This is a genomic window from Pseudoalteromonas sp. (assembly GCF_018402495.1).
GTDB lineage: Bacteria > Pseudomonadota > Gammaproteobacteria > Enterobacterales > Alteromonadaceae > Pseudoalteromonas.
Map to the genome: position 1 here is coordinate 68,501 of NZ_JAGYIU010000002.1, position 19,978 is coordinate 88,478.

A 19,978-nucleotide genomic window follows, 5' to 3' on the forward strand; every position below is an offset into this window, starting at 1 on the left:
GTTATTGCCTTTATATTTATAATTATTTAATTTTTAGTATATTTGGATAGAGTGAAAATTAAGTAAAAAACACCTGCGGCGAATGATAACATAACATTTACAACTTTTTCATTAATTATTATCGCTCAAATTATCAAATGTACACTGTAATTGTTGGATAAACTTAGCCACATGAAGCCCATCCAATAGCGCATGATGAACATCAATGGATAGTGGCATTTCGCCCGTATTAAGATTGTATTGACCAAACACAAACTTAGGAATGCCAAAACTTTGACCATGAGTAAACGCATGCGAGAAACTACTAAAATTTAACCAAGGAAGAACCGACACATGAATTAAATCAGCTTGGCCTTCAGTTGCTGTAAACGCATCACAAAACAGTGGATTTAATTTTGCTTTATGGCTAATGACTTTCGCCTCATTGGCAAATTCATTTAACGACTCGTGCAGTTTAAAATAACTAAAGCGAAACGAGTCATCATCGGCAAGCTCAACTACACTGGCTCGCGTAGTATTTAAGTAATGGGGTTTTTGATTAATAATGCGCAGCATCATCGGCTCATAATCATGACATGCTTTTAATAAGCAATAAACATAGCCATGAAAAAAAGCAATATTAGCTTGTTTACACACGGTATACAGGTTTTTCGCATTAAGTTGTACGCACACGTTAAAATAAGGCTGCGTGAAATTTTTAAATAATTCGAAATGCTGCGCGCGCGACCATTGCTCAAAATCAATAGGGGTAATAGAAAAATCAGTATAAGTCATAAAATATAAGCATAGTGTAAAAGTAAATTTTACCGTGCTTTGCCTATATTCGCATTAACTAAAATGACGCTTTGAGTGTAGTTATACCAAAGTCTTACACTAGGTATAAAAAGGAGCGTATTTCGCTCCTATTTTAAACCGCCTGAAAACTTAAAGTCCGTTTTCAATAATTTCTTGTGCCAGTTCATCGGCAATTAAATGCGTTGATTTTTGCTCTTTTTCACCACGGGTAAAAATTTCACTTAGTGTATCGTAAATTCTTTCTACGTGTTTATTCGAAGCCTCTTCACTGTAACCCTCTGGCGCAGTTTCGTAATAAACGTTAATAATACCGCCCGCATTTATTACATAATCAGGTGCGTATAATATGCCCTTTTCACGTAAAACTTCACCATGGCGTGATTCCGCAAGTTGATTGTTCGCACAACCTGCTACTATGGTTGCTTTTAAACGAGGGATCGTTATGTCATTAATAGTGGCACCTAATGCACAGGGTGCATAAACATCAACATCTAAGTCATATATTTCATCAATACCAACCGCGGTTGCGCCAAAATCATTTACGACACGCTCTACTGCAGCTTGATTAATATCTGTAACAAATAACTCAGCACCTGCTTGTGCTAAATGTTTACATAATCCATAAGCCACCGCGCCTAAACCTTGCACAGCTACTTTGATGCCAGAAAAGTCTTGAATGCCACGTTGATGGTTAAGCGCCGCTTTTATACCTAAAAAAGTACCATAGGCTGTAAATGGTGACGGGTTACCACTTTTGCCTTCAAGGCCTAATACATAGTTGGTTTCTTTGTTCATTAACGCCACATCGTCACAGGTAATGTTTACGTCTTCGGCTGAATAGTAGCTACCATTTAGTCGCTCTAGCTGGCGGCCAAACGCGCGAAATAACTGCTCAGATTTGATTTCTTTTGCATTACCAATAATCACTGACTTGCCACCACCAAATGGCAAACGTGCTACGGCATTTTTATAGGTCATCCCTTTTGATAAGCGAAGGACATCATACACTGCATCCTCATCATTGGCATAATCCCACATTCTACAACCACCTACCGCTGGGCCTAAGTTTGTATTATGTACCGCAATGATGGCCTTTAAACCAGACGCTTTGTCTGAACAAAAAACCACTTGTTCATGGTTATCAAATTCAACTTGATTAAATACAACCACTTTAAATACTCCGAAAATAATGAGCCCTAATGGGCAAGCACGCTACAAATTGTTGAGACTTTATCACTTCAGTTAGTGCTTCGCCATACTATGAGTAGATAAACCACACAAGCCTGACTCAACAGAAGAATAAAACGGCTTATTGCAAAATGTGGGTATAAAAAATTTAATGAAATCCAATTTATTGGAATTAAAAACTAAAAATACCACCCTCACCAATCTTTACGCTTACGTGAACGTCAATTTAAAAAACTATGTAAACTTAATTGCACACCCTGAAAAAGCACACTACCTGATAAAATACAAAGACTTATATAATAATTTATCTATGTAACACAAACTGGTCTGAGGTGTACAAGTCTCTACAAATTTAAAAGTAAATATCGAGTAGGGTGAGATTTTGTCTTACCCCTCTCACAGTGCCGTACCTACGGGCCCTATATACGGCTCCTGTATTCTTCTATATCTTTGGCTTATTTTCTAAACCTTGATTGAGCAAGCCATCCTATACATATAAACCTTGCTCTTCAAAGCATTGGTTTGGCATCACTATACTCGATAATGGGCTTAGAGAATTTCGCCATGAGTTCATTTTGATGAATTAAATGGCAGCTTTTCCCTAATTGTTTTAGTCTTTTATGCAACCTCACTGAATTTTTCCACAACCTTAACTCAATTGCCCTTAATCGTCGTCTCACCCACCTCGTCAACGCCTCTAGTACCCGTTTACAATTGGCTATACTGAAATAATTTACAAAACCTCGCGCCACTGGGTTTGGTCTTTTTATTACTTCAACTAAGTTCATGCCGCTATTTAGTTTTGTTAATCGTTTAACTGTTTGTTTGAAGCCCTTGAGTTTTGAGCCTTGGATCCGTGTCCAATTACTGCCTATCTCCACCCCCAAGAACTTTACCCTTTCACTACTATGCGCTGTATGCGTTTTCTTTTGGTTGACTGTTAACTTCAGGAGCAAGTATGTAGTTGGCTACGGCAACACTGTCTATCAAATCGTGTATTTAGTGGTTATGAAGAAATAGTAAAACAAGTATCGCAATCGTGGAATAAATTCATCTCAGTTCCTGATACGGTTAAAAGCATATGCTTGCATATTCTCCCCAGCTTTGATCACCCAATGGCATTAACTTTGATCGCTTATTCTCATTAAGCTTTGATCACGAAAATTACTCGATAATGATCACTTTTGTGCTCTTAATAATTTTGCCGATCAAAGCTTAATGCCACTCGTCACCGAGTTCACGTTTTATCATTTTTGTAGGTATGTTAAACCGTTATCTAAATCATTTGATGAGGATAACAATAATGTCAACAAGACCTATATCTATGAGTAAATTACATGCTATTTTACGGCTGAAATATTCAGCAAAATTATCCCATCGAAAGATTGCCAGAAGCTTAAATATTTCACCTGGCACTGTGGCTAATTACGTTAAAAAGGCCAATGAGTTAGGCTTAAACCAATGGCCGTTACCTGAAGATAAACAACACGGTACGTTTCTTAATACAAAAATCAGGGACTTCTCACCCCGTCAAAAAAGATACCCAACACCTGACTGGCTCACCATCAATAAGGATTTAAAGCAGCACAAACATTTGACGTTGCAGTTAGTATTCGATGAATTGCGTGAGAAAGTCGGTGAGCCATATTACAGTTATAGCCACTTTTGCCGAGCCTATCGGGAATGGGTGGGCAAACAACGATTGTCGATACGTCAGCATCATAAAGGCGGTGAAAAATTGTTTGTGGATTATTGTGGCCCCACGCTGACCATCACGTGCCCTACAACACAGGAGACACGCACTGCTCAAGTGTTTGTTGCCGTGCTCGGCGCATCAAATTATACCTATGCTGAGGCAACGTATAGCCAGCAACTTGAAGATTGGGTGATGAGTCATGCCCGTTGCTTTACGTTTTTAGGCGGTGTGCCTGAGCTTGTTATTCCCGACAACTTAAAAAGCGCCGTTAGTAAACCCTGTCGCTACGAGCCTGATTTAAATCCGACGTACCACCAGTTAGCCGAGTACTTTAACGTGGCTGTCATTCCGGCTAGACCTTATAAACCCAAAGATAAATCGAAGGCTGAAGTCGGTGTACAAATTGTTGAGCGTTGGATCATGGCACGCTTGCGTAACCAAACCTTCTACAGCTTAGCGCACCTAAATCAAGAAATAGCAAAGCTACTTGATGTAATGAACAATAAGGTGATGAAGCAATATCAACAGTCACGTAAACAGCTCTTTGATATAGTGGATAAAAGCGCATTAAAGCCATTGCCTGAAAAGCCCTATCACTATACACAAATCAAAACGGTGCGAGTACACATTGATTATCATGTTGAAATAGAGAAACATTATTACAGTGTGCCGTATCAGTGGGTTAAGAAACAATTACGCGCACACATAACCAATCAGCTAGTACAGCTTTATCATGACGATACCTTAATCGCACAGCATCCGCGTTCACATCGTTTAGGTGGGCATACAACACAGTCTCATCATATGCCTCTGGCGCATCAAAAACAGCATGAGCAGTCACCGATAAATTTACGCTCATGGGCATTAAGTATCGGGGAGTATACCCATCAAGTTATTGAGTTACAGCTTAGTGGACGGCGTCACCCCGAGCACGCTTATCGCGCCTGTTTAGGGGTGTTAAGTTTAGCTAAAATCTATTCAAAAGAGCGGCTTGAGCAGGCCTGTTATCGCGCAATCGTGATGAATACGGCAACACTCAAATCAATTAAGCAGATGCTGAAAAAAGGATTAGATCAACAACCGTTACCCACACAGCAAACAGAGCCAGAAAAGCCAGTTACACATAGCAACATACGTGGCACAGATTATTACCATTAAGGAAACGAATCATGATAGACACCATTAACCAACAACTTCAACTACTTAAGTTATCGGGTATAAAGCAGGCACTCAAGCAGCAGCTTGAACAGCCTAACTTATATCAAGAACAAAGCTTTATAGAGCGCGTTAGTTTATTGCTAACACATGAAATTGACACGCGTGAGCAAAGAAAAATTGACCGGCTCGTGCGACAGGCTAAATTCCGCTTACCGGCTCAGTTAAATCAACTGATTTACTCGCCGACACGCAATATAGAAAAAGCACAGATACGCAACTTAAGCCAAAATAGCTGGCTGAACTTACATCAAAATATCTTAATCACTGGCGCAACAGGCTGTGGCAAAACATACCTCGCATGTGCTTTAGGGCATGAGCACTGCCTAAAAGGAAAAAGTGTTTACTATGTTCGATTAAAAGAACTACTTGAAAGCCTGTTTCTAGCACAAGCAGATGGTAGTTACCGAAAATTACTAGCGAAGTTAATAAAGTATGATCTACTGATCTTAGACGATTGGGGGCTTGAACCACTGAGTGCACAGCAACGAGGTGACTTACTCGAATTAATCGATTCACGGTATGGGTATAAATCACACATAATAATAAGTCAGCTCCCGCAGGAAAACTGGCATGAGATGATAGGAGAATCAACCCATGCTGACGCCATTTTAGATAGGCTAATTCATGGTTCGATTAAGTTGAACTTAAAAGGAGAATCGATACGAAAACAGTTAAATAAATTGACTGATGATGATCAGTTAAGCTAATTTAAAAATGGCTCTACAAAATGATAAATCAGGTGATCAAAGCTGATGAGAATCGGTGATCAAAGTCATGAGAATACGCAATGCTCTAGAGACTGGATAAAATTGACTTAATCTTTATGCAGATTGGTATTAGTATAAAACATCTTTCAGCCTATCAAGTTTGCCAGCTTAGCTGGGCAAACAAAAAAAGCGATACTGAGTATCGCCTTTGAATAATACTTTATTGTGTAATTTATTATTTTGCCATGTTGGCTGTAAAGTCGAGCATGCGATTGAGTGATTTGAGCGCGCCTTCACGTAACTCCATATCAACAAACACTTCTTTACCCGTTGCATCAATCAGTGCTTCCTCAATCGCTTGTAAGCCATTCATTGCCATCCATGGGCAGTGAGCGCAAGTTTTACACGTAGCGCCGCTACCGGCCGTTGGAGCTTCGAAAAACTCTTTCTCTGGGCATAGTTGCTGCATTTTATAAAAAATACCGCGATCGGTGGCTACAATAAACTTTTTATTGCTCATTGTTTGAGCGGCTTTAATTAGCTGGCTAGTAGAGCCAACTGCATCAGCGAGTTCAACAATTTCAGCCGGTGATTCTGGATGCACAAGTACGCCCGCATCTGGGTGCAATGCCTTCATGTCTTTTAAGGCTTTGGTTTTAAATTCGTCATGTACGATACATGCGCCGTTCCACATGATCATATCGGCACCGGTATTCTTTTGAATATAGCTGCCTAAATGCTTATCTGGGCCCCAAATAATTTTTTCGCCTTGCTCATCTAAGTGCTCTACTATTTCAAGTGCACACGATGAGGTAACTATCCAATCAGCACGCGCTTTAACCGCGGTAGACGTATTAGCATACACCACTACTTTTCGATCAGGGTGCTGATCGCAAAACGCTGAAAATTCATCAATAGGGCAACCAATGTCTAATGAACAGGTTGCTTCAAGCGTTGGCATTACAACCGTTTTATTGGGCGTTAAAATTTTAGCGGTTTCACCCATAAAACGTACACCCGCGACGATGATCATATCGGCATCATGGCGAGCGCCAAAGCGTGCCATTTCCAGCGAATCGGCTACACAGCCACCGGTTTCCTCAGCAAGCGCTTGAATTTCAGGATCAGTGTAATAATGAGCAACAAGTACGGCATTTTTCTGTTGCAGTAACTGCTTTATTCGCGCTTTATATTCGCCTTTTTCGTCTTGTGTTAACGGAGCTGGCTTAGGAGGAAAAATATAGCCTTCTGGCATAATAGTTTGAGCTAAACTCATTGTTCTCGACCACTTTATTTACAGTGTAATTAATAGCGCAAATTATACGAGAAACTAACACTAAATAATAGCGATCTAACAATGCAGTTTATAAATAAAGATTAGGGAGATATTAGGGAATATTTTACATCGGATAAGGTGTAACAGAAGTGGTGGGTCATGATGGACTTGAACCATCGACCAATGGATTAAAAGTCCACTGCTCTACCAACTGAGCTAATGACCCGCTCTATGTCTAACTGCCATTAATTCATTCTGAAGCATGGGACCGGCTCGTCGTCCTGACTCGCGTTCATAAGACTGCGAAACGTCGTTTCGGTTCTTATTCACCCAACTGAGCTAATGACTCGCTCTGGTTTACTTGTAGAAAAAAATACGCGTAAATCCGCCGATTATAACCATTCAATAAGAATGGTGGGTCATGATGGACTTGAACCATCGACCAATGGATTAAAAGTCCACTGCTCTACCAACTGAGCTAATGACCCGCTCTGGTTTACTTATAAAAAGTAAGGCTGCGTAAATCCGCCGATTAGACCATTCTAAATATAAAAAAGAATGGTGGGTCATGATGGACTTGAACCATCGACCAATGGATTAAAAGTCCACTGCTCTACCAACTGAGCTAATGACCCGCTCTGGTTTACTTATAAAAAGTAAGGCTTCGTAAATCCGCCGATTAGACCATTCTAATATAAAAAAGAATGGTGGGTCATGATGGACTTGAACCATCGACCAATGGATTAAAAGTCCACTGCTCTACCAACTGAGCTAATGACCCGCTCTGGTTTACTTATAAAAAGTAAGTACGCGTAAATCCGCCGATTAGACCATTCTAATATAAAAAGAATGGTGGGTCATGATGGACTTGAACCATCGACCAATGGATTAAAAGTCCACTGCTCTACCAACTGAGCTAATGACCCGCTCTGGTTTACTTATAAAAAGTAAGGCTGCGTAAATCCGCCGATTCTAACCATTCGATAGAGAATGGTGGGTCATGATGGACTTGAACCATCGACCAATGGATTAAAAGTCCACTGCTCTACCAACTGAGCTAATGACCCGCTCACTGTGTTTGTTAACACATTGCGTAAATCCGCCGATTAAGACCAAACTTTATTAACAATAAAGAATGGTGGGTCATGATGGACTTGAACCATCGACCAATGGATTAAAAGTCCACTGCTCTACCAACTGAGCTAATGACCCGCTCTTTTTGTCGCATTTCGAGTGGGGTTACCATTCGTTTGCTGCGGGCGCTTATAATACTTATTTATAAAATGAGTGCAACCGAAATTGTCTCTTTTTTTAAGTTTTTATGTCTAGTTGAGCAAATTTAGACCGCTTATGACAAAAAGCAGTCTAATCAGGCATCAACATTTATTTTGATAAGCGTTCTGTGGCTAATTTAGCAGCAGTGGTACTTGGGTACTGATTGATGAGCTCATTCAGTATTTTTTGTGCTTGAGCTTTTAAATCTTGCTCTTGTAAAAGTGTACCAAGCTTTAACATGGCATCTGGGCGTTTATTTGAATTAGGAAATTCGTTTACAACTATTTTAAAGTGCTCAGCGGCTTTCACGCCGTCATTTTTAATCGTTAATAGTTGCCCTAGCCAATAATGTGCATTTGAGGTATACACAGAATCTGGATACGTTGTTAAGAAGGCTTGAAATTCTGGAATAGCTTGATCGTAGCGTTTATCTTTCATTATAAGCGCAACAGCACGTTCATACGCTTCGTTTTCAGATAAATCGCTACTGAAGCTTTGCTCAGAGGACGAAGTATCTGATGATGGTGGAGTAGCAGCCGGTGCAGCATACGCTTGGCTAACACGGTTCTCAATTTCTTGATAAAGCTCACGTTGGCGCTGCAGTACTTTTTCAAGCTTATAGCTTTGCTCTTCGGTAACACCACGAATTTGGCTCACTTCATCCTGAAGTGAATTAAGCTGTTGCTGTAACTCTGCTTGTAAAAAATTACGCTGTTGCATCATGTTCTCAAGCGTAGCTAAACGCTTTTCAATGCTCGACTGTGAACTTGCAGCTTCTGAAACAGGAGCGGGAGCAGCCAAAACTTGGGTGCTCCCGCTCAATATCATGGCTGCCAAAATAATTTTCGGCTTCATAATATCTCTTATCTTAGTAAACTAATACCGCACGGCGGTTTTTAGCGAAAGCTTCTTCTGTGCGAGTCTTAACCATTGGCTTTTCTTCGCCGTAGCTAACTACTGACATTTGGCTTGCTGAAACACCCAAGCTTTGTAGGTATTTTTCAACTGCCTGTCCACGATGCTCACCCAGTGCAATGTTGTACTCTGGTGTACCGCGCTCATCGGCGTGGCCTTCAATTAATACTTTAACCGACGGATTTTTAACTAAAAACTCAGCGTGTGCACGTAATAATTCTGCATATTTGCTTTCAACATTTGCTTTATCAAAGTCAAAGTAGATAATTTGTTCTTGACGAAGCGCTTCGTACTTTTGGCGAAGTTGCTCTTCTGCTTGTTGCTCTGGCGTCATTGTTGCTACTTCAACTGTGTCAGTTGTTTGCTCAACAGTTGCTTGGTTAGACTGGTTAGCTGCATTTTCGTCGATATCAGAAGATGAGCTACAAGCTGCTAGTGTCATTACTGGCACAGCAATTAGCAGGCCTTTAAGTATTTTGTTAAGTTGCATTGAGTAGATTCCTATTTTGAGTAAACCAGCAATTATTACTGTAAATATGGCGACCAAGCCGGTGCCTTTACTTGTCCATCAAGCACAGGTAAACGTGCTTTAAAACGGCCGTCCATCGATACTAGCGCAAGTACCTGTTTATTATTATGGAGCGTGCTGTATATAATCATCGAGCCATTTGGCGCTATGCTCGGTGATTCATCAAGGCGAGTTCGTGTTAAAACTTGGAACGCACCTGTAGCCAACTCTTTCTTAGCAAGATGATACTGCCCGTGAGTACGGTTTACCATCACTAATTCTTTTCCATCTGGCGAAATAGAGCCCGCTAGATTCATATCACCATCAAAGGTTAATCTTTGAGTTCTGCCAGTTTTTAAATTTAACTTATAAATCTGAGCATTACCACCCCTTTCCGAGGTAAATACTATATCTTCGCCATTTGGATACCACGAGGGCTCGGTATCTATACTGCGATGGCGTGTTAATCGAGTTTCTTTACGTGTTAGTAAGTCTAATAAATAAACCTCAGTAGCGCCCGTTTTATCCTTTGAAAGTACTAGTAATAGCTTTTTACCATCTGGCGAGAATTGGGGGGCACCGTTAATGCCTGGGTAACTGGTGATCAACTCGCGTTTACCAGTATAGATGTCTTGAATAAAAATCTGGCTCTGGCGATTTTCAAAAGTGACATAAGCTAACTTTGTGCCGTCAGGTGACCAATTTGGTGACATTAATGGTTCTTTTGAGCGTAGTAGTACTTGCTCATCAAATCCATCGTAGTCAGCAACCACTAACTGATAAGGCTTTTCTTGGTCATTGCGAACAATAACGTAGGCTATTTTAGTTAAAAACGCGCCTTTTTCACCAGTTAATTTTTCATAAATCACATCACTAATACGGTGCGAATAACGGCGAAACCCGTTTTCACTGATCACGCTTTGCCGTGCTTCAAGTATGTGATCTTGGCTTTGCACTAACTTACCATTGCTCATCATTTGTGTTTCACCACCGGTGATTTGCCCACGTATAACATCGACAAGCTCATAACGCACTAGGTAGCGGCCATTTGTTTGTTGTTCTACCTCACCCACTAATACAGCTTCTACACCTTTGTTGACCCAAGCAGCATAGTCAATATCAGCATCTTTATGAGGCTGTTGCGGCATTTGCGCAACATTAACAGGCTTAAATTTACCACTGCGCATTAAATCAGCCGAAATAACATCACTGAGTTGCTGAGGAATAGGGCCAATGCCTTGGTATTTAAATGGCACAATTGCAATAGGCCTTGCACCATCGATACCCTCGGTAATAACAATTTCAAGTGCCGCATGAGCTATACCTTGAAATCCTAAGATTAAAACTAAACAAGCTATTTTAATTTTGTTAAACATGTTTTCCCTTAAAACTCTGGCGCAATAGTTAAGTTAATGTTCTTTAATTTTTCAAATACATCTTTATCTTTAGAAACGGGCAATGTGTCGGCCATACGGACAGCCCTTAAAGCAGCTTCACAGACTAACTTGTCACCCCCTAACGACTTAACCTGAGTAACTAACCCATTAAACCCAAGACGAATATTAATTCGGCATTGTTGGTTTTTCATTTTTTCGTCAATTAATAAGTTTTGTTGAATACGCGCCATAATTAATGCACGGTATTTATCAACTTCACTGGCTACTTGTCGTTGACGTATTTTGTTACGTGCAGCCTGCTCTTTGGCGAGTTGCTCTTGTAACATTTGCTCTTGTAATGCCTGCTGGCGTTTACGCTCTGCTTCTGCAGCACGCTTTTTACGCTCTTCTTCTGCTTTTTTGCGCTCTTCTTCTGCTTTTTTAAGCTCAGCTTCTTCTGCTTTGCGTTTCTCAGCAGCCACTTTAGCAGCATTTTCAGCTTCTTGTTTTTGTTTCTCAGCTTGCTTGGCTTTCGCTCGCTCACGCTGCTCTATTTGACGGGCTTTTTTAGCTTGAGCTTCTGCTTCGGCTCTTTCTTTTTCTTTCGCTCTGCGTTGCTGCTCTAGCTTTTTAATACGTCTTGCTTCGGCTTCACTTTGCTTTCGCGCTTCTGCTGCTCGGCGTTCTAAATCACGAATGCGTTTATCTTCGGCGCGCTTTTTGTCTTCTTCTTTTTTGCGTAACTCAGCTATTTTTTGCTCAACCTGCTGCTGATCGACAGTCACCGCAGATACGGCTTTTTCTGGTTCAGGAATCGCTTCATTAAGCGTTACTTCCATCACTTTAGGTTTAGGTGGATGAATATTTGCAGATGCGTACAAAAATCCCCCTAAGGCTAAATGCAGTAATACTGATTTAATTAACGACGTATTCATATGACTACTTGGTCCCCTCAAAGGATTCGGTCATTAAGCCTACCGATGGTACACCTGCATTCTTTAAAAAATCCATGAGCAGTAACACTTCTTGATACGACACTTTGCCTGAACCTTTGATCATTACCGGCGTATTGGGCTTTTTCATTAGTTGGAGTTTAATTACCGCAGCGACATCTAATGCTTCCATTGGCTCTTCCGGATCTGTACCTATGCTCACATAATACTTACCTTGCGAATCAATAGAGGCAATAATGGGCGGCGTGTCTTTGGTATCAACTAAATCTGACTCTTCCATTTTTGGTAAGTCAACTTTGACCCCGTGGGTAATTAATGGCGCAGTGGCCATAAATATAATAAGCAACACCAACATTACATCAATGTATGGTACTACATTAATTTCTGCGACTGGGCGACGCTTTTTACGCTGGTACATTCGCTTGAGCCTCTATTTGGGTAGCTGCTTGACGGTGTAAGATATTGGCAAATTCTTCCATAAAGTTAATATAGTGAGATTCTAACTTTTCAACTTTATTTGAAAATCGGTTATAGGCAATAACCGCTGGAATAGCCGCAAATAAACCCATTGCTGTTGCAATCAAGGCTTCTGCTATACCGGGTGCTACCATTTGTAGAGTAGCTTGTTTTACTTCGCCTAAAGCAATAAAGGCGTTCATAATACCCCAAACAGTTCCAAATAAACCAACATAAGGGCTAATTGAGCCAACCGTTGCTAAAAACGATAAACTTGATTCTAATTTTTCTATTTCACGAGAAAGCGCAACACGCATTGAGCGATGTGTACCTTCCATAACAATGCCTGCACTTTGAAAGGTATTTTTTTTATGGCGTGCAAACTCTTTAAAACCTGAAGTAAATAAAGCTTCGATACCGGTGGGTTGGCCACCGCGAGATGAAATTTCGTTATATAACTTACTTAGGTCAACACCAGACCAAAAACGTTGCTCAAATTTCTTGGCATTTGCTAAGGCGTCAGAAATGGCTTTTTTACGTTGAAAAATAATAGCCCACGACATAACCGACATAGCAACCAACGCTAGCATTACTAATTGTACAAGCAAACTGGCTTCTAGAATTAGATCTAAAAAATTAAGCCCTGATCCCACGTTAAACTCCTAAATAATTAAAAACATCAAATTGGTTTATTTGAGTAAGGTAACTGCGTAACACGTTAACCACCATTAAAGTCGGCTAGTGTATCTAGTGTATTTCCTGCTGACAACGATATTGCCATGAATAGCCAACAAAAAACGTTAAAAAAGTAGTTTTATTACTTAACGTTAATTTTACTGTATAAATATATAACAATAACGCCTTTATAAACGCGCTGTTCTACCCACTAAAAAGTCGCTAAAACACACTGTTTATTCAAAATTAATGCATAAGCACTCACAAACACCTCAAATTTACCTTAACGTAATAGTAAAACTAATACTGAACATTAATATGTTAATACACATAAACAAAGCATTTCATTAACTTATAGAGCTAATGGCTAATTAACATGCAGCATTAGGTAAAAATAAGGAATGCTTGCTATTAGTTTTTTTTATCTGAAAAATATAAATTTTCTAGTTTGAACAAATTATGCCTTTTCGGTATTATTCTCCTATACCGAGCTAGCGCATTAAATGAAAGCTATTTCATTAAATCCAGTTCCTCGTAATATGATTTATTTCGTATTACTTTTTTACTTCTTGGGGTATGACCTCAATAAGTAAACGTAGTTCCCTAGATTACTTCCTTAAACTTGTTGTTTGCCCGCATTTTTTGCGGGCTTTTTTTTACCTGCAATTTATCAAATCAGCTAAGCTGGCCTAAATACCGTTACAGCAGGCGCACAATAGCCAGATATGTCTTAACGTTCAGTGAATTATTGTTCAGAGGGTGTTTACCTTTGCGGATTTAAAAGTCACACCCCTAATGCATTTTAGTAGGCGTTATTCTTGCTTGGGTAGCAAGCCAAAATGATGATATGCATTATCAGAGACGATTCGCCCACGCGGCGTGCGCTGAATAAACCCTTGTTGAATTAAAAATGGCTCAATCACATCCTCTATGGTTTCTTTTTCTTCGCCTATTGCTGCGGCAAGGTTATCGAGACCTACAGGGCCACCCATAAATTTTTCAATAATGGCGAGTAAATATTTACGGTCCATATAATCAAACCCGCTTTTATCAACGTCAATCATATCAAGCGCTTGTTGCGCAACCTCAGTATTTACCGTACCGTCCGACTTTACTTGCGTATAATCGCGCACACGACGCAATAAACGGTTTGCTATACGTGGCGTACCGCGTGAACGCTTAGCTATTTCAGTGGCGCCATCGTCGCACATTTCTAAATCAAGATAATGCGCTGAACGTCCTACTATGTAGGATAAGTCCTCAACTGAGTAAAATTCTAAGCGCTGCACTATGCCAAACCGATCGCGCAGTGGTGAAGTTAATGACCCCGCCCGGGTCGTTGCGCCAATGAGTGTAAATGCGGGTAAATCAAGCTTAATAGAGCGTGCCGCGGGCCCCTCACCTATCATAATGTCTAGCTGGTAGTCTTCCATTGCGGGGTAGAGTATTTCTTCTACTTGCGGGCTCAGGCGATGGATTTCATCAATAAATAGTACATCACCTTCTTCAAGGTTAGTAAGCAATGCGGCTAAATCGCCCGCTTTTTCCAGTACAGGGCCCGATGTGGTTTTAATATTTACATTTAATTCGTTAGCCACAATATTAGCAAGCGTGGTTTTACCTAAGCCTGGTGGGCCAAATATTAATAAGTGATCAAGTGCTTCGTTACGACTGCGCGCAGCTTCAATAAATATTTCCATTTGTTGCTTAACATGCGGCTGACCACGATAGTCAGCAAGCAGTTTGGGCCTTATAGCACGGTCTATGGTGTCTTCGTTAGTTTTTTCAGCAGCATCTATTAAGCGATCAGCTTCGATCATAATTTACTCACAGCATTGATTTTAAAGATTCTTTAATTAGAACCTCAGTCGACATATCGGGTTTGCTCACTGATTTTACTGCTTTTTGCGCTTGTGGCAATTTATAACCAAGTGCCACCAGCGCAGAAACGGCATCATCGGCTGCATTATTGGTTATCGTTGTATCACTTGCGGGCGCTATTACAGCACTATCGCTAAATGGGGTAAATAAATCGTTGCCCCAATTTTTTAATCTGTCTTTCATTTCTAGCACTAAGCGCTCTGCGGTTTTTTTACCCACACCCGGTAATTTAACTAAGGCAGTGGCATCTTCGTTATTTACACAATTTACAAACTGCTGTGCCGACATGCCCGACAAAATAGCTAAACCTAGTTTAGGCCCTACCCCATTGGCTTTTAATAGCTCTCTAAATAACGCTCTTTCAGTTTTATTATTAAAACCAAACAATAACTGTACATCTTCGCGTACTACAAAATGGGTGTAAACAATAGCGTTGTCGCCCACTTTGGGTAAATCGTAAAAACAGGTCATTGGCATTTGTACTTCGTAGCCAACGCCGCTCACTTCTAATAGTATTTCTGGCGGCTGTTTTTCAACTAACACGCCGTTTAAGCGACCTATCATTATTATTTCCTTAGACGTCCTCTAACGGTTTTGCTTGCGCTTCCCGCTAGTTTAATTAAGTTTTGTTCAGAATGAGCATGACAAATGGCAATTGCAAGTGCATCGGCAGCATCAGCCTGCGGTGTACTAGATAATTTAAGAATATTTTTAACCATATGCTGTACTTGCGATTTATCTGCACCACCATTACCTACCACGGCTTGCTTTATTTGCCGTGCTGAATATTCAAATACGGGTAAATTAGCCATAGATGCGCCTACAATTGCAGCACCACGCGCTTGCCCTAGCTTTAAAGCAGAATCAGGATTGTGCGCCATAAATACTTTTTCTATCGCAAAGGTTTCAGGCGAAAATTGCTCAATTAATTGTGTTATACCTTGATAGATCATTTTAAGCCGAATAGGAAATTCGTGATCAGCTAATTTAATGCAACCACTCCCTAAATAAGTAAACTTAGCACCCTGATGCGCAACCACACCATACCCCGTTAAACGCGAGCCCGGATCGATCCCTAAAATTATGGCCAAACAGCACTCTCATTATTGTACTTTGTAAATGATGCTAATAATGCCAGAGCACTGTATAAATTACCAGTGCAAAGCCAAAACAAAAATGCCCACTAAAAATGTGGGCATTTAAACTCCTTGGCTTCAACGTTTAAGCCAATGCGCGTACTAATCCTTGGGTGTTTTGCTTAAGTGTACGGGCAATCATAAAATAACCTAACCCCGCGACAAACAGCCCCCCCGCAACAGGGCCTATAAACCAAATATTAGGATGCAACTTACCGGCTAAATCAAACATTTGCTGTTGTACAATTAATAGCGCAATGTCACTAAAAAATGCAGCGACTAGTCCAGCCAAACCACCTAGTAATAAAAACTCATACAAGGTAGCATTTTTTATTAACCGACCTTTAGCACCTAACGTTCGCAGTATTACAATTTCTTGCATACGCTCACCTAAGCTTGCTTGCACCTGCGATATTAATACCAGTGCGCCACACAGCACCACAATAGCCAATACAAAGCCAATAGCTAATGATACTTGCTCAATAGTTGATTGAATTTGCTTAACAAAATTATCAACATCAATCGCTGTTAGCGTCGGGTATGTGCGTAACAACTGACTAAAGTCGCGTTTTTGCTCAGGCTCAATACGCACGGACGAAATATAGGTCGCCGGAAAGTCACTGAGCACATCAGGGCTTAAAATAATAAAGAAGTTCGGCTTGAGTGTCGCCCAGTTGACTTTGCGAACACTGGTTATTTTAGCGTCGAACGACTGCGCACCAATTAAAAATGTCAGAGTATCACCAAGTTTAACATCAAGACGCTCAAGCATTGATTCTTCAAGTGAGGCTTCGGCAACGGCATCATCAGCAAACCATTTTCCATCAATAATGTCATTTTGAGCGGGCACCTCTTCAAGCCAGGTTAAGTTTAACTCGCGGCCAATGCCTGAGCGGGCTTCTTCGTCTTTTTTCTCGTTGTCTTGCAGTGACACTTCACGTGCTACTGCCTCGCCGTTTACAGCATTTACACGACCACGAATCGTAGGGTAAAACTCCGATACCTGAATACCTTTTTGCGCTAAATACTCATTAACCGGCTCCAGTTCATTTTCAGTAATGTTAACTAAAAATGCATTTGGCGCATCGCTTGGCAATTGTGATTGCCAATCCGATATAATATCGTTTTTAAGTACAATCAAAAATAACAACAATTTAATCGCTAACGAGAAACTAATTAACTGCACCGCATTCACATTGGCACGCTTTTGAATAGACGCAATAGCCAAAGACCAGCTGTTACCTGGTTTTAAACCTAGTTTTCGGCCACCGCCAAATATTAGTTTAGAAATTAAAAATAACACTAAAATAAGTGCGAGTGTTGAGGCAAATAAAATGAGGGTTATTTTAATATTGTTGCTAAATAACCACATTAATAAAAATACCGTTAAAGCGCTAAGTCCTATATGAATTTTACTTACCGCGAGGCGGTCGCCCAAGTTACGACGAAGCACTCTAAGCGGCGGAATATCAAATAAATCTAGCAATGGCTTAATAGAAAACATAACCGCACAAATAACCCCGGTGCTAATCGCCACCAACCAAGGTTTAAAACCGGCCATAGGTAACTCGGTACCCATGCTTTTTGCAAGGTAACTAGTTGCAATTTCTTGTAAGCCATAGCCAATAGCAAGGCCAACAATTACCGACATAGCGCACACCATTAATAAGTGTGTCAGGTAAATTTTGCGGATCATGTCCCGGCTGCCACCTAACGTTTTCATCATGGCAACGGGGTCGTATTGGCGCTCACAATAACGTTTGGCTGATACAGCAATAGCAACCGCCGCTAAAATAATACCGAGTAAACCCGCCAATAATAAAAAGCTTTCTGCTCTGTTTAAGCTATTTGAAATAGGAGACTGGCGATCTTTTACGCCATACCAGTTTTGATTTTCTTTTAGCTGCGGTTTTAACCAATCGTAAAAACTATTTATATCAGCTTCATCGCCTGCATATAACTGGCGATAAAACACCCGGCTACCTGGCTGTATTACTTCGGTTTTTGCTAAATCGTCAATATTAATAAGTACCCTGCGGCTGCTAGAGAACACATTAAACGGCGCATCGGGTTCTTCTACAATCACTTTTTCAACATTAAACAATGCAGCACCTAGCTCTACTTGGTCACCTACGTTTATGTTTAAGCTATAAAAAACCGATTCACTTAACCACACATTACCTGGGCTGGGCGCACCGGGGGCAACCTCAGTTTGAGCATCTAAGGCCGACTTCACTTTTAACTCACCTTTGAGCGGGTAGCTGTTTGATGCCGCTTTTACCGAACTAAACTGCATTTCATCGTTTGCAAACAGCATAGTGTCAAAGTAGAGCATTTGTGCTGTTTTAAGGTTTTGTTGTTCGGCTTGAGTAATAAAGGCAGTATCAATTGCATGATTACTGGCCAGCACTCTATCAGCAGCAATAAACGCACTACTTTTTTGCGCAATACTTTGTGCAATGCGCTCAGTCACCATCGATAGAGTTAAAACCGTCAATACTGCCAAAGCAATCGCAGCGCTTATAACGGTTAGCTCACCCCGGCGAAACTCTCGAGAAAACAGTTTAAGCGCTAATTTAGCCCACATTTGCCATTTCCTCTGTTGAATTTTGTACCAGCTCCCCCGCCTCTATTTGAATAATGCGCTCACATTTTTGTGCTAATGCTTCATCATGGGTCACTAAAATAAGCGTAGTACCATTTTGTTTGTTTAGATCGAATAATAACGATTCGATCATATGGCCATTTTTACTGTCTAGGTTAGCTGATGGCTCATCGGCAAACAATATTTTGGGTGAGCCGACAAATGCTCGAGCAATCGCAACGCGCTGTTGCTCACCACCAGATAACTGCGACGGGTAATGATCAACACGATGGCTTAAGCCTACTTTTTCAAGTAAAGCAAATGCCTGCTCTTTAGCATCTCCTTTACCTGCAAGCTCTGCCGGTAGCATCACATTTTCAAGTGCAGTTAAGCTTTGCACCAGCATAAAAGACTGAAACACAAACCCAACTTTTGCAGCTCTCAGAGCGGCCCGCGCTTCTTCGTCTAATGTGTGTAGTGGCTCACCATCTAACACTATTTCGCCACGACTAGCAGTATCAAGCCCAGCTAATAAACTTAACAACGTTGATTTACCAGAGCCTGAAGTGCCAACAACAGCCACAGACTCTCCATGCTTGACATTGAAGCTGATGTCGCTGAGGATGGTTAACTCACCTTCAAAGGTGGAAACCACTTTAGACAAACTATTTACTTGAATTATATTTAATTGAGAAAGCGCTGACATATGACTCATTCAATCCTACGTTGTGTATTTATTTTATTTTTAGTTATTAACCCACTACACGCAGCAGCTAACAACACGATTTTAATACTTGGTGACAGTTTAAGCGCAGCCTATGGCTTAAAACAAGAACAAGGCTGGGTACAATTGTTACAAGATAAATACGATGCCGAGCAACGCAATATCAACTTAGTTAATGCCAGTATTAGCGGCGAAACTACTGGTGGTGCCCTGCGCAGACTTGATTCACTGCTTGAGCAATACCAACCGACTCATGTACTTATAGAGCTTGGCGCCAATGACGGACTTCGCGGTTTTCCTGTTACTAAAATGCAAGAAAACTTAACCGCTCTGATTGAAAAAAGCCAAGCCATGGATGCACAAACCGCGCTAATGGAAATATATATTCCGCCTAATTATGGCCCGCGCTACAGTAAAATGTTTACTGATAGTTTTGCTAGCGTAAGCCAAGCTACCGGCTCGTATTTAATGCCATTTTTTGTACTTAAAGTAGCAGGCAAAAGCGAGCTGATGCAAAACGATAACTTACACCCTAACAAAACTGCCCAAACAATACTACGAGATGAAATGTATAACACGATCAAACAGTGGTTAAATAAAGAGTAAGGTCGTATA

Annotated in this window: 18 protein-coding genes, 7 tRNA genes and 1 pseudogene; 4 read left to right on the forward strand and 22 right to left on the reverse strand. The window is 40.7% G+C overall.

All coding sequences use genetic code 11. From position 1 onward, the window contains the following. Positions 1-111: 111 nt before the first annotated feature. The 3 genes from KG708_RS05810 to KG708_RS17810 form a co-directional block, all read right to left on the reverse strand. Positions 112-774, reverse strand: a complete 663-nt coding sequence (locus tag KG708_RS05810; protein ID WP_213608535.1) for a CatA-like O-acetyltransferase — start codon at positions 772-774, stop codon at positions 112-114. 150 nt (positions 775-924) lie between these two features. Beyond that, on the reverse strand, positions 925-1,965 hold the full coding sequence (locus tag KG708_RS05815) for a Glu/Leu/Phe/Val dehydrogenase (RefSeq protein WP_213608536.1): 1,041 nt from the start codon (positions 1,963-1,965) through the stop codon (positions 925-927). A gap of 527 nt (positions 1,966-2,492) precedes the next feature. After that, positions 2,493-2,771, reverse strand: a complete 279-nt coding sequence (locus tag KG708_RS17810; RefSeq protein ID WP_366513577.1) for a group II intron maturase-specific domain-containing protein — start codon at positions 2,769-2,771, stop codon at positions 2,493-2,495. A 162-nt stretch (positions 2,772-2,933) separates the two neighbouring features. Between KG708_RS17810 and KG708_RS17530 the strand changes: the two are divergent. From KG708_RS17530 to istB, 3 genes and pseudogenes are all read left to right on the forward strand, one after another. After that, a pseudogene (locus tag KG708_RS17530) lies at positions 2,934-3,131 on the forward strand (hypothetical protein); the annotation flags it as partial. Positions 3,132-3,286: 155 nt separating this feature from the next. Then, positions 3,287-4,837, forward strand: coding sequence for an IS21 family transposase (gene istA, locus KG708_RS05825; RefSeq protein ID WP_213608538.1), 1,551 nt, complete (start codon positions 3,287-3,289; stop codon positions 4,835-4,837). Positions 4,838-4,848: 11 nt separating this feature from the next. Next, positions 4,849-5,604, forward strand: a complete 756-nt coding sequence (istB, locus tag KG708_RS05830; protein ID WP_213608539.1) for an IS21-like element helper ATPase IstB — start codon at positions 4,849-4,851, stop codon at positions 5,602-5,604. 235 nt (positions 5,605-5,839) lie between these two features. On the opposite strand, the gene nadA is transcribed toward istB, so the two are convergent. The 19 genes from nadA to KG708_RS05925 all read right to left on the reverse strand — a co-directional run bounded on the left by nadA (position 5,840) and on the right by KG708_RS05925 (position 19,345). After that, positions 5,840-6,880, reverse strand: coding sequence for a quinolinate synthase NadA (gene nadA, locus KG708_RS05835; protein ID WP_213608540.1), 1,041 nt, complete (start codon positions 6,878-6,880; stop codon positions 5,840-5,842). Positions 6,881-7,030: 150 nt separating this feature from the next. Then, positions 7,031-7,106 (reverse strand) — tRNA-Lys (locus KG708_RS05840). 186 nt (positions 7,107-7,292) lie between these two features. Further along, positions 7,293-7,368 (reverse strand) — tRNA-Lys (locus KG708_RS05845). Positions 7,369-7,439: 71 nt separating this feature from the next. After that, positions 7,440-7,515, reverse strand: a tRNA-Lys gene (locus KG708_RS05850). Positions 7,516-7,585: 70 nt separating this feature from the next. Next, a tRNA-Lys gene (locus KG708_RS05855) sits at positions 7,586-7,661 on the reverse strand. A 69-nt stretch (positions 7,662-7,730) separates the two neighbouring features. Further along, a tRNA-Lys gene (locus KG708_RS05860) sits at positions 7,731-7,806 on the reverse strand. A gap of 65 nt (positions 7,807-7,871) precedes the next feature. After that, positions 7,872-7,947: transfer RNA gene (locus tag KG708_RS05865), tRNA-Lys, on the reverse strand. Positions 7,948-8,016: 69 nt separating this feature from the next. Further along, positions 8,017-8,092 (reverse strand) — tRNA-Lys (locus KG708_RS05870). A 171-nt stretch (positions 8,093-8,263) separates the two neighbouring features. Continuing rightward, positions 8,264-9,010: a tol-pal system protein YbgF gene (gene ybgF / locus KG708_RS05875; protein WP_213608541.1), complete on the reverse strand. Its 747-nt coding sequence runs from the start codon at positions 9,008-9,010 to the stop codon at positions 8,264-8,266. Between the two features lie 13 nt (positions 9,011-9,023). Continuing rightward, positions 9,024-9,560, reverse strand: coding sequence for a peptidoglycan-associated lipoprotein Pal (pal, locus tag KG708_RS05880; RefSeq protein WP_213608542.1), 537 nt, complete (start codon positions 9,558-9,560; stop codon positions 9,024-9,026). Positions 9,561-9,595: 35 nt separating this feature from the next. Next, a complete protein-coding gene (tolB, locus tag KG708_RS05885; protein ID WP_213608543.1) occupies positions 9,596-10,954 on the reverse strand; it encodes a Tol-Pal system beta propeller repeat protein TolB in 1,359 nt (452 codons plus the stop codon). 8 nt (positions 10,955-10,962) lie between these two features. Beyond that, positions 10,963-11,889: a cell envelope integrity protein TolA gene (gene tolA, locus KG708_RS05890; RefSeq protein ID WP_213608544.1), complete on the reverse strand. Its 927-nt coding sequence runs from the start codon at positions 11,887-11,889 to the stop codon at positions 10,963-10,965. Positions 11,890-11,893: 4 nt separating this feature from the next. Continuing rightward, positions 11,894-12,325 (reverse strand): protein TolR, encoded by a 432-nt coding sequence (gene tolR / locus KG708_RS05895; RefSeq protein WP_213608545.1) that lies wholly within the window; start codon positions 12,323-12,325, stop codon positions 11,894-11,896. Beyond that, complete coding sequence (gene tolQ, locus KG708_RS05900; RefSeq protein ID WP_213608546.1) at positions 12,312-13,016, reverse strand: protein TolQ; 705 nt, start codon at positions 13,014-13,016, stop codon at positions 12,312-12,314. Before tolQ ends, tolR begins: the two co-directional genes overlap by 14 nt. A gap of 834 nt (positions 13,017-13,850) precedes the next feature. Continuing rightward, the gene (gene ruvB, locus KG708_RS05905; protein ID WP_213608547.1) at positions 13,851-14,858 is read right to left on the reverse strand and encodes a Holliday junction branch migration DNA helicase RuvB; all 1,008 of its coding nucleotides are present in this window, start codon (positions 14,856-14,858) and stop codon (positions 13,851-13,853) included. 7 nt (positions 14,859-14,865) lie between these two features. Further along, on the reverse strand, positions 14,866-15,483 hold the full coding sequence (ruvA, locus tag KG708_RS05910; RefSeq protein ID WP_213608548.1) for a Holliday junction branch migration protein RuvA: 618 nt from the start codon (positions 15,481-15,483) through the stop codon (positions 14,866-14,868). Between the two features lie 2 nt (positions 15,484-15,485). Further along, positions 15,486-16,010: a crossover junction endodeoxyribonuclease RuvC gene (ruvC, locus tag KG708_RS05915; protein WP_213608549.1), complete on the reverse strand. Its 525-nt coding sequence runs from the start codon at positions 16,008-16,010 to the stop codon at positions 15,486-15,488. Positions 16,011-16,140: 130 nt separating this feature from the next. Then, a complete protein-coding gene (locus KG708_RS05920) occupies positions 16,141-18,642 on the reverse strand; it encodes an FtsX-like permease family protein (protein ID WP_213608550.1) in 2,502 nt (833 codons plus the stop codon). Then, positions 18,632-19,345: an ABC transporter ATP-binding protein gene (locus KG708_RS05925; protein ID WP_213609310.1), complete on the reverse strand. Its 714-nt coding sequence runs from the start codon at positions 19,343-19,345 to the stop codon at positions 18,632-18,634. Before KG708_RS05925 ends, KG708_RS05920 begins: the two co-directional genes overlap by 11 nt. Here KG708_RS05925 and KG708_RS05930 point away from each other — a divergent pair, their 5' ends adjacent. Next, positions 19,346-19,969, forward strand: coding sequence for an arylesterase (locus KG708_RS05930; protein ID WP_213608551.1), 624 nt, complete (start codon positions 19,346-19,348; stop codon positions 19,967-19,969). Positions 19,970-19,978: the final 9 nt, after the last annotated feature.